The sequence below is a fragment of the Alteromonas sp. WD8-37 genome (genome assembly GCF_055326825.1).
Genome location: NZ_JBUZOV010000001.1, coordinates 802,621 through 813,576 on the forward strand (window position 1 = coordinate 802,621; position 10,956 = coordinate 813,576).

Sequence of the window (10,956 nt, forward strand, 5' to 3'; positions counted from 1 at the left end):
ATAACCAATCAGATTCGGTTTTTTGGGATATATGAAATACACCACCTTTAATCAAAAAAGTGTGAATCCGCTGATGGAGCCAATGTTTTTTGGTAATCCCGTCAACGTGGCTCGTTATGATCAGCAAAAGCACTCGATTTTCGAAAAGCTGATTGAAAAGCAAATCAGCTTTTTCTGGCGCCCGGAAGAAGTGGATGTCAGCCGTGATCGGGTTGATTTTCAAAAGCTGACTGAGCCGGAAAAACATATTTTTATTTCCAATCTGAAATACCAGACCTTGTTGGACTCAGTACAGGGCCGCAGCCCCAATATCGCATTTTTGCCGATTATCTCGCTGCCAGAGCTGGAAACCTGGGTTGAGACATGGTCATTTTTCGAGACCATCCATTCGCGCTCGTACACGCACATTTTGCGTAATCTGTTCTCAGATCCCAGTGATATCTTTGATGATATTGTTGAAAATGAAGAGATTAAACAGCGCGCTTCGGACATCTCACGGTATTATGATGATCTGATTTTTGCTACACAACTGTGGCAAACCCAGGGCGAAGGAACCCATACTGTGAATGGCGTCCACCACGTCATTAATCCGCGTGAGCTGAAGAAAAAACTGTATCTGTGCATGAACTCTGTGAATGCGCTGGAAGCTATCCGCTTTTATGTGTCGTTCGCCTGCACCTTTGCCTTTGCCGAGCGTAAGCTGATGGAAGGCAATTCTAAGATCATTCGCCTGATTGCCCGCGATGAAAACCTGCATCTGACCTCGACGCAGCATATTCTGAATATCTGGGCCAAGGGCAAAGATGATCCGGAAATGGCCGAGATTGCCGAAGAGTGCAAGGAAGAAGCGCGCGAGATCTTTATGAGCGCGGTGGAGCAGGAAAAAGAATGGGCGGATTATCTGTTTAAAGATGGTTCGATGATTGGCCTGAACAAGCAGATTCTGTGTGAATACGTGGAATACATTGCTAATCAGCGCATGAGCGCCATTGGCCTGGATACCCCGTTCAAGGTCAAGAGTAATCCCCTGCCCTGGATGAACAACTACCTGAACTCCGACAATGTTCAGGTCGCCCCGCAGGAAGCCGAAATCAGCTCCTACCTGGTAGGCCAGATTGATTCAAGTGTCAGCGAAGACGACTTTGCCGATTTTGAACTGTAAGCTGGCTGTTGTATGTCGAAATCTGATCCTGCGTTTCACATCGACGTGGTCGATGTGGGCGCAGTGTCGGCCCGCCCCGACCAAACTCTGCTCGAAGCATTAGAATCACATCGTATAGAAGTACACTATCATTGTCGTGAAGGTTTTTGCGGGGCCTGCCGAACCAAGCTGCTGGATGGAAAGGTCAGCTATACCACCGATCCCCTCGCCTACATCGATGATGATGAAATTTTGCCATGCTGCTGTGTGGCACAATCAGCGTTGAAAATAGACGTTCCGCGCTAGCGATAACGAATCACCAGCCCAATCCCGCCCAACGTCAACAATGCCGCTCCGGCCATTTGCACAGAGATAACTTCGGCCAAAAATATCCAGCCAAGCAGCATGGCAATCACCGGCACACTAAGCTGAATAGATGCCGCCACGGTGGCCGACAAGTAAGGCATCACGGCATACCAGATAGCATAACCGGCACCGGAGGCCAGCGCTCCCGAAGCGATTGCGTAACCGACACCCGCCAGCGGCGGCCAGTCTGTTGGCAACCACGGCAGTAAAATGATGCCGATGGGCAAGGCCCGGACAAAATTCCCGGTGGTCATGGCTAACGGCTGGGTGGCACGCTTGCCCAGTAGGGAATACACGCCCCAGGCCACGCCGGCGATGAGCATTAACATGGCGGCGCCGAGACCAGGTACGGACTGACCGGGGCTCAACAACCAGACCAGCCCGGCCACCGCAGTGCTGAAACCCAACACCTGCCAGCGATTGAAACGATCGCCTCGATACCAGCCCACACTTAACATAGTGAGTTGTACTGCCCCGAATAACAACAATGCCCCGGTGCCGGTATTCATGCCTACATAGGCAAACGAAAAGCCCGCCGCGTAGATAAACAATGCTAATGCACCAAGCCAACTGCCCGCACCTTCCCAGCCTTGCGCGTGGCCAGATGCCTGCTTTGGCGAGCTATTGCCCGAACGGTTGGACATCCACAGTAAAATCACCAGCATTACCGCGCCACTGGCCACTCGCAGCAGCGTAAAACTGGCAGGGGCTGTATCTGTATTCACCAGCGCCATTCGACACAGCAGAGAGTTGGCTGCAAAGGCCAGCATGGCCAGGCACGTTAAGCCAACCACCCGCATACGCTCTCCAGGCATTTTCACTACATCATTCATCACCGGCCTATGTTTTTAACCCTCATCAACCCAGCCCACAGAGTATGGCTCACGAAAAACTTATCAACCCTACCGGCAAGTTACTTTCATTTCTCGCTGGACATCCACTCATATTTACAAGGACATCCACCTGGTACCGGTTTCAAATAAGACACCCACCCCACGATGATCCCATACTCGGCGTCACCACAATCAGAATAGGCTTAAACAAGACACCCACATCTTTCACGCCCAACCGGCAGTCGCACGTGGGACATCCACCCGCTCATCGTTCTATTGACATCCACCTGAAGACAATGCCAGAGCTGATGCAGGCAAATTCAAACAATAAACCCATTAAGTTCACCGAGTCACGCTCAATGCTCGCCCATCGGTGGATGTCTGGTAACACGTTTTTATTTAAGCCGCAGTGTCATTTGCTGAAGCTCAACAGGTGGGTGTCCATGTTGAGAGAACATACAGACTGGCTGACCGGGAATACCAAAGCGCGAGTCTGCTATTGACCGTTTATCGATGAGGTAGGTGTGGGTAGAAACAAAAATGGGGCCCTTAGAGGCCCCATTTTAAAATCTTAGAAGATTACAGTGCTAAGCCTAATCGGTTAGCCACTTCGATATAGGTTTCCACCACCGAGCCCAGGCCCTGACGGAAACGGTCTTTATCCATCTTTTTACGAGTTTCTTTGTCCCACAGGCGGCAACCATCCGGCGTGAATTCATCGCCTAGAACAATATTGCCCTGACTATCGACGCCAAACTCCAATTTGTAATCCACCAGCAGCATACCCGCCTGGTCAAACAGGGCTTTTAACACCGTGTTGACCTTGAAGGTCAGCTTTTTCATTTGATCGATTTGAGACTCGGTTGCCCAACCAAATGAAATGATGTGGTAATCATTAACCATAGGATCGTGCAGTGCATCGTTTTTGAGAAAAAACTCAAATACCGGCGGATCCAGCAGTTGCCCTTCTTCAACGCCCAGTCTTTTTACTAATGAACCAGCAGCTACATTGCGAACCACACATTCGACCGGGATCATGTCCAGTTTTTTGACCACAGATTCAGTATCAGAAAGCAGACTTTCTACCTGCGTGGCTACGCCGGCTTCTTCCAGCTTGGTCATAATGAAATGATTAAATTTGTTATTCACCTCACCTTTACGTTCCAGCTGCTCAATCTTCTGACCGTCAAAAGCAGACGTGTCATTGCGAAAATGCAATACCAGCTTGCTCTCGTCATCGGTTAAATAAACCGTTTTAGCCTTACCACGATAAAGTTCTTCGCGTTTTTGCATCTTAATCTCAGTCTTAAATATCCAGATTGTCTTGGTTCATAACCTCAGCAAAAGGTTCGTACAATTCAGTCACCTGTCCGGCTTCGAATGGCTCGCTTTGGTCGTTCATAAAGGTCACGGTGGTGCTTTGCTCGAGCGGCTCGATGCGCAAGCGGTAGTCACCTTTTTTCAATAACTCGTCATCACCGGAGAACAGGTTGCTCCACCAGCCGCTATCACTGCCGTTATAGGTCACAAATAATAATCCAGTGGATTTATCCAGGTCCTTCACGTCAAAGCCCAGTTTGCGCAGCACCAACAACATACGCGGCCATACCACGTCGTACTTGCCATTTACCACAATGGCTGGCTCATCCTTACGGTTAACGCCCATTTCAGTGTTCAGACCCTGACGGATTTCGGCAATCCGGCGGCTGTTATCTAGCTGAATTTGATATTCATAGTGGCCGATTACCCGATTCAAAATCGCCACTTCTTCGCGTTGCGCCGCAAACTCATTAAGCTGCGTAACTTTGTCGTTACCAGCCACAGCTTCAAACTCAACCAGCTCTGTGCGTAACGACACAGTACGGCCATGTGGCTTCACCGCCATATCAAATTTAAAGCGTCGCTTTTTCTGCGCATCAATATCTGACGACCATGCGTACCAGGGGCTGTCTTCGTCTTCAACTTCCTCGGTAAGCACAAACCAATCGGTGATCAGGGTATTATTTTGCTGATCAAACTCTCGCACGCCCACATTTTGTTTGTCTAAAAAGCTAAGCACAGCATCCCATACCGCTTTTTTCAGCGGCTGTCGGTCATCAACCTGGTCAAAGGTCACAACCGCGCCCTCTGTGCCTTCCTGAATATGCGAACCACTTACTAGCGGATGAACCAAAGCCGGTGATACCACCCGTAATTGCCGGCCAACCAATTCCTGGTCTGCCCCATCGCCTAATTCAGGCAATGCATATTCACTGGAAAATTTTGGCTGGTCCAGAGATTCAGGCACTTTGACCGGCGCATTTTGTTCGGCCTTTAAATATTTATAACTGCCGGACGCAGTATCTTTTTCCAGTTGGCTTGCACATCCGGTAACGGCCACAACCACCAGGCTGCTTACCAAAGCCAGGGACTTCTTCATCTGTATTCCTTCTTAACCTGCTATCAAGGCGTGTTGTTTTAATAGTTGTTCGATATGTTTTTGACTGGCAAGTTCCGGTAAAACCATCGGCAGGCGTAAATGCGGGCTATTGATCAAGCCCATTTTGAACAAAGCCCATTTGGGCAGCACCGGGTTTGGCTCCACAAATAAGCCGGTATGCAGTGCTTCAATTTGTTTATCGATTTCGCGGCAACGCAGCATATCGTCGGCCAATGCAGCGTTACACATATCAGCCACAGCCTGGGGCACAATATTCGCTGTGACTGAAATAACGCCATGGCCACCCTGACATAAAAATTCGCAGCTGGTGGCGTCATCGCCGCTTAGGTATAAGAAATCTTTACCTACCTGAGCCTGCATCTGTTTGAGACGTTCAATATCGCCAGTGGCATCTTTGATGCCGACAATATTTTTATGCTGCGCCAGTTCGGCCACTGTTTCAGGCATCATATCAGCTACGGTACGACCCGGCACATTGTATAACACAATCGGCACATCGGTGGCATCGGCGATAGCGGTAAAATGCGCAATCATGCCGGCTTGCTGAGGTTTGTTGTAGTAGGGCACCACACTTAAAAAGCCGTCAACGCCTACCTTGGCCATCTGTTCACTTAAAAATATTGCTTCAGCGGTAGAGTTTGCACCGGCACCGGCTAACACCGGAATTTTTCCTGCCACCATATCAACGGTGCGTCTAACAACCTCAACATGTTCATCAAAAGGCAACGTTGGCGATTCACCCGTGGTCCCCACAGACACGATGCCATGTGTGCCGTGCTCGATATGAAACTGAATTAACCGCTCAAGCGCCGGATAGTCAATTTCGCCGTTATCATGCATGGGCGTGATAAGCGCAACATAACTGCCTTTAAACATAGTCTCTCCGCGTTAAGTGAGCGCACATGTTAATTACTCACCCTGCTAAAAACAAGCGTGCACACGGGTTTATTTACACAATTTGTCTATGGGTTGAGACTGGCATCCACAAAAACCTGTGTGCTACTATTTATGGCTAAATCCTAATCTGTACTGTCTATGAAGCAGCAACTCATTGTTACCATTTTGGGTACCGACCGCAGTGGTATTTTAAGCGAGATTTCAACGCTCGTCTCCGAAGCGCACTGCAATATCCTGGATAGCCGCCAGGCCATATACGGCAAAGAATTTTCACTTACGATGATTCTGGAAGGCAACCATACGGCCATTACTAAAGCCGAATGCTTATTGCCACCCTTGTGTCAGCGGCTCGACCTGTTGTCGATGATGAAACGCACCAGTCATCACGAAAAACAAAATCTTGAACATCTGTTTGATGTCGAGTTTTCTGGTACAGATGCTGCCGGGCAATTGAAAGCAGTGACTGGTTTTTTTGCTCAGCGGCAATTGTCTATCAGTGCTTTTCGGCAACGGGTAGATACTGATGGCGACAGTGGCAGTGACATCATGCGCTGTAAGTTTGTGGTCACCGCACCAGACACAGTGGACTTTCAGCAGTTGCAATCTGAAGTTATGGCCTTATTTGAGTCATTGTCATTAAGTGGCAAAATCGTTGATAAATACAGTAAGGAGTCTTATGAACACACTACAAGCTGGTGAAGCTGCCCCGCACTTTTCGTTGCCTGATCAGAATGGCGAAACCGTCAACCTGCAGGATTTTGCCGGTAAGAAAGTGCTGGTGTATTTTTACCCAAAGGCCATGACGCCTGGCTGTACTACTCAAGCGCAATGCTTGCGTGACAGCAAGAGTGAACTAGAAGCGCACAATGTGGTGGTGTTAGGTATCAGCCCGGACCCGGTCAAACGGCTTCCAAAATTTATCGAAAAAGAAAACCTGAACTTTACATTGCTGTCCGATGAAGACCACGCGGTTGCCGACCAGTTTGGTGTGTGGGGGCCGAAAAAGTTTATGGGCAAAGAATACGATGGGATCCACCGTTTAAGCTTTTTAATCGATGAAGACGGTAAGATCGAGCATGTATTTAACAAGTTCAAAACCAAAGAACATCATACAGTGGTGTTAAACTATCTGACCGGCCAGTGATCACCGAGGCCACCGTACGTTGCACGGTGGCCAGCTGATGATTTATGCCGGATGTTGTTGTGCCGGCGGGTTACTGCTCCAGGCAGTGATCAATGCTTTGACCAAAGTTGCCAGCGGAATGGCAAAGAACACACCCCAAAAGCCCCACAACCCACCAAAAAACAACACCGCAACGATAATGTATAAGGGGTGCAGGCTGACTGCTTCAGAAAACAGCACCGGTACCAGCAAGTTGCCATCTAATGCCTGAATAATAAAGTAAGCGGTCATCAGATACCAAAATTCCGGCGAAATCCCCCACTGAAACATTGCGACCACCGCTACCGGAATGGTCACCACCGCGGCACCGATATACGGGATCAGAACTGATAACCCCACTAACACGCCCAACAGCATGGCATAGCGCAAGTCCATTAAGACAAAGGTAACGCACGACACTGCACCAACGATGATAATTTCGATCACTTTGCCGCGAATGTAGTTTGCGATCTGAATATTCATTTCCTGACCGACCTGCGTGATAAGACGTCGTTCACGGGGTAATACAGCCGAAATACTGTGGGTAAAAAATGGCTTGTCTTTGAGCATGAAAAAGACCATCAGGGGCACCAGAATGAGGTACACCAATAGTGCTGCTAAATCACCAATTGAGCTCACCGACGCAGAAATCAGCTGTTCGCCTACTTCCACCAGTTTGTCATTGAGCCCCTCCATCATCTGATGAATTTGGTACACCTGCACATAATCCGGATATTTTTGCGGCAAGGTCAGAATCCAGTCCTGGGCTTTTTGCCAAATCAGAGGGGTTTCTTGAATCAGATTGATACTTTGCCGCGATACCACCGGCATCAGGCCCACCAGCAGCAGTATACTGACCGCAATGAAGCCCAATAACACCAGGCTACAGGAAATGGTGCGGCTTAGCCCGATACGGACCAGGTGGGTCACTGGCCAATCCAGCAGATAGGCAATTACCGCGGCCACTAATACTGGCATAACCAGCTCTCCCCACAGCAACAATAATGCCGTGGTGATGATAATCAGGATCAGCAGCATGGCTGCATCTGGGTCAGAGAACTTACGGCGATACCAACGCCCGAAGACGTTCAACAAACTCATTAATTGGTCTCAATGTTAAGCAGTTAAGGCAGGCATCATAGGGTATGCCCTGAGCCAGAGCAACTGCGATTTCACCCGCATTGATTTACCTGAGTTCGTGGACATCCACCTGTAGCTCGTATGTGTTCGACAGATGTTTGTATTCGACAGACACCCACCTGATTCGGTTACCGCTGAAAGCTGGTCGGCGACTTTGCACTGAAATTGTATGAATGAAGGACATCCACCTGTGTCTCGTTTGTGTTCGACAGACGTTTGCATTCGACAGACACCCACCTGATTCAGTTATCGCTGAAAACTGGTCGGCGGCCTTTCACTGAAATTGTATGAATGAAGGACATCCACCAGCGATGACACATCGTGCGGCCTTGGGTTGTCACACAGCATACAACGTTAAGTGTCTACCAGATAATTTACCACTTTAGCCCCGTTTACCACCGCACCGGGTTGCTGATAAGCAGGTTAGGTTGTATGGATGTCCGTCAATATTTTCGCTTTGATAAAAGACACCCACACTAATGATAGTCTTGCGCTCAAAGACACCCGACGGCTCGTTGGCGATTTCCAGGTTGCTCAGTTTCACTATGGACTGACAACACGCCGGGTAAGTGTCCCTCGTAGTATATGGATGTCCTTTATAAAATTTGTTTTGCCGCTTTATTGAACTATCTGGCTGTCCTTGCTATTTATCGGCGTTTCAGCGTCGATGTCCTTTAGAAAAATACTGGGAAGCCCGCTCCTCATCATCCTTTGCAAGAAGGTAAATCGAACCTTGAATTTGCCTAACATCACTATCCCCCAACCTCGCTAATAGCGCCCTGGATTGGCAGGTTTTGCTTATCACCAGAAAATGGCGTGGTGTAAAAGTGGCAAATCCACCGTATGTGCGGCAAAATACTAAAATCACAATAAAAAATGAAACTGATCCACCTTTGTCATGCTCTAACGTAACTGTCACTGGAGCTGCACTCAGAGAAAGGGCGTAATGAGAGTATTTGTGAAAAATCGTATGAAAGCCGGGCTGTTTCTCCTGTTATGTAGCTTTTCACTGGTTGCACAGGACAGTGGTTACAATAACCGTAACACATTGCCTGAAATTGGCGTGGTGGCTGCAGATGTATTGTCACTGGATAAAGAGCTCATTATTGGTGATGCCGTCATGCGTCAGATGCGCGGCCAGGCGCCACTCATCATGGATCCGGTGTTAGATGAATACTTGCAGGATTTGGGCAACCGCCTGGTCGCTCAGGCCGATAATGCCAAATTTCCCTTTAATTTTTTCTGGGTCAATAATTCAGCAATCAACGCATTCGCCTTTTTTGGTGGCTACATCGGCGTTCATGCCGGCCTGATCCACAATGCACAGAATGAAAGTGAGTTGGCTTCGGTACTTGCCCACGAAGTGGCTCACGTTACGCAACGCCACCTCGCACGCAAGATGCAGGCTCAGCAACGCAGTGCGCCTTTGGCATTGGCCTCAATGGTCGGTGGCTTGTTGTTGGCGATGGCCAACCCAGAAGCCGGTATGGCCGCCCTATCAGCCTCCCAGGCAGCCTCGGCACAGATGCAGATTGATTACACCCGTTCAAACGAAGAAGAAGCTGATCGCATTGGGATCACTATGCTGGCCCGTGCCGGCTTTGACCCGCGCGGCGCAGCCGACTTTTTCTCTACCTTAAATGAACAATACAGGTTGGTCTCTCGGCCCCCGCCCCGCTTGCTGTCGCACCCGTTAACCGAATCACGAATTGCTGATGCGCGGGCCCGTGCTGCCAATTTTGACCCGGTCTCTGTCCCAAAAAGCCTGGCGTTTCACCTTGCTCGTGCCCGTATCATGGCCCGTTACACCTTTGAGCAAAAATTTAGTCTTGAATATTTTAAGGCTGCTGTTGAAAAACAAAATTATCCTATGCAGGCAGCCGCTCAATACGGTCTGGCGTTAGCCTACATGCGCAATAATCAAATGAACCAGGCCCAACCTATCATCGAAACATTACTTGCCAGCCACCCGGAAAATTTATTCTATCTGGATGCAGCCACAGACATCTCGTTAGCGCAGCAAAAATACGATGAAGCCATCACGCGACTGCAGCCGCATTTAGCGCGTACGCCGCGCAACCAGGTGCTGGCACTTAATCAGGCAAATGCGATGATTGAAGCGGGCCAACCACAGCAAGCCATCGGCATATTGAAAGATTTCTTACTGGTAAAAGATGACTATGAAATTGCTTATCAGTTACTCACAGCGGCCTATAAAAAAGCTCAGGACAGAAAAGATATGCACCAAAGTAAAGCCGAGGTGCTGGCATTGAACGGCGCCTACCAACGTGCCATTGATGAATTACAGTTTGCCTACAACTACACTGGCGAAAGTCATCTGGAAAAACAAAAAATTCGCGCTCGTATTAAGCAGTTACGCGAAGAAGAAGAACGCCTGAAAAATCTATAGTCTACGGGTGTCTAACATCGTTCGCAGACTGGTGGCGGTGATTTCGCCGGTAAACTGGTGAACAACATTGCCCTGCGGGTCGATCAAATAAGTGGCGGGCAGGGCCGCAGGCGGCGGTACCGGCATTTTAGTCTCTGACTGATTTACAATTAACTCAAACTGCATGTCATACTTTTCATACAAGGCTGCCGCCTCGCTCATGCTTGTCCTATCATAATTAACCACCAACAAACGGGTATGTTCCGGCACAGCGCGGGCAAATTGGTTGAGCTCCGGTAGCTCTTTGAGACAGGGGGCGCACCAGGGCGCAAAATAGTTCAGCACCACCCATTCACCATGCAAATCACGCCATTGATAGCGCTTGTTATCCAGGGTTATAAAATCATACCGGGTAGATTGCTGCATCAAGATACCACCCACTAACCCAATCAAGGCTAAGGCGCCCCATAACAATGGCTTAGCTACCGGTAATTGCTTGATGTTTTTATACTTGCGCTGCATAGTGGTAACCATCTTGTGGTTGAAAAATAACAGCATACCCGCCACTGGGTTTTGCCGTCCATGAAA

Annotated in this window: 11 protein-coding genes; 5 read left to right on the plus strand and 6 right to left on the minus strand. The window is 48.9% G+C overall.

Annotated features, from left to right (window positions below; all coding sequences use genetic code 11):
• Window positions 1-31: 31 nt before the first annotated feature.
• Window positions 32-1,162, plus strand: a complete 1,131-nt coding sequence (gene nrdB, locus ACTUJZ_RS03575; RefSeq protein ID WP_463634883.1) for a class Ia ribonucleoside-diphosphate reductase subunit beta — start codon at window positions 32-34, stop codon at window positions 1,160-1,162.
• Window positions 1,163-1,174: 12 nt separating this feature from the next.
• A complete protein-coding gene (yfaE, locus tag ACTUJZ_RS03580; protein WP_463634884.1) occupies window positions 1,175-1,447 on the plus strand; it encodes a class I ribonucleotide reductase maintenance protein YfaE in 273 nt (90 codons plus the stop codon).
• Here the strand turns inward: yfaE and ACTUJZ_RS03585 are convergent.
• The 4 genes from ACTUJZ_RS03585 to dapA form a co-directional block, all read right to left on the minus strand.
• Window positions 1,444-2,322 (minus strand): DMT family transporter, encoded by an 879-nt coding sequence (locus tag ACTUJZ_RS03585; protein WP_463635238.1) that lies wholly within the window; start codon window positions 2,320-2,322, stop codon window positions 1,444-1,446. The two genes, yfaE and ACTUJZ_RS03585, sit on opposite strands and share 4 nt — an antisense overlap.
• 597 nt (window positions 2,323-2,919) lie before the next feature.
• On the minus strand, window positions 2,920-3,633 hold the full coding sequence (purC, locus tag ACTUJZ_RS03590) for a phosphoribosylaminoimidazolesuccinocarboxamide synthase (protein WP_463634885.1): 714 nt from the start codon (window positions 3,631-3,633) through the stop codon (window positions 2,920-2,922).
• Between the two features lie 13 nt (window positions 3,634-3,646).
• On the minus strand, window positions 3,647-4,759 hold the full coding sequence (bamC, locus tag ACTUJZ_RS03595) for an outer membrane protein assembly factor BamC (RefSeq protein ID WP_463634886.1): 1,113 nt from the start codon (window positions 4,757-4,759) through the stop codon (window positions 3,647-3,649).
• 12 nt (window positions 4,760-4,771) lie between these two features.
• Window positions 4,772-5,656 (minus strand): 4-hydroxy-tetrahydrodipicolinate synthase, encoded by an 885-nt coding sequence (gene dapA / locus ACTUJZ_RS03600; protein ID WP_463634887.1) that lies wholly within the window; start codon window positions 5,654-5,656, stop codon window positions 4,772-4,774.
• Window positions 5,657-5,815: 159 nt separating this feature from the next.
• On the opposite strand from dapA, the gene ACTUJZ_RS03605 reads away from it, so the two are divergent.
• A complete protein-coding gene (locus ACTUJZ_RS03605; protein ID WP_463634888.1) occupies window positions 5,816-6,376 on the plus strand; it encodes a glycine cleavage system transcriptional repressor in 561 nt (186 codons plus the stop codon).
• Entirely contained in the window at window positions 6,354-6,821 is a 468-nt protein-coding gene (gene bcp / locus ACTUJZ_RS03610; RefSeq protein WP_463634889.1) for a thioredoxin-dependent thiol peroxidase, read from the plus strand. The genes ACTUJZ_RS03605 and bcp overlap by 23 nt, the downstream gene beginning before the upstream one ends.
• A gap of 42 nt (window positions 6,822-6,863) precedes the next feature.
• Here the strand turns inward: bcp and ACTUJZ_RS03615 are convergent, their stop codons facing one another.
• Window positions 6,864-7,934 carry an AI-2E family transporter gene (locus ACTUJZ_RS03615; RefSeq protein WP_463635239.1) on the minus strand — a complete coding sequence of 357 codons (1,071 nt, stop codon included), beginning with the start codon at window positions 7,932-7,934 and terminating at the stop codon, window positions 6,864-6,866.
• A gap of 991 nt (window positions 7,935-8,925) precedes the next feature.
• Here ACTUJZ_RS03615 and bepA point away from each other — a divergent pair.
• Window positions 8,926-10,389, plus strand: a complete 1,464-nt coding sequence (gene bepA, locus ACTUJZ_RS03620) for a beta-barrel assembly-enhancing protease (protein ID WP_463634890.1) — start codon at window positions 8,926-8,928, stop codon at window positions 10,387-10,389.
• On the opposite strand, the gene ACTUJZ_RS03625 is transcribed toward bepA, so the two are convergent.
• A complete protein-coding gene (locus tag ACTUJZ_RS03625; protein WP_463634891.1) occupies window positions 10,384-10,890 on the minus strand; it encodes a TlpA family protein disulfide reductase in 507 nt (168 codons plus the stop codon). The genes bepA and ACTUJZ_RS03625 overlap by 6 nt on opposite strands.
• Window positions 10,891-10,956 lie beyond the last annotated feature (66 nt).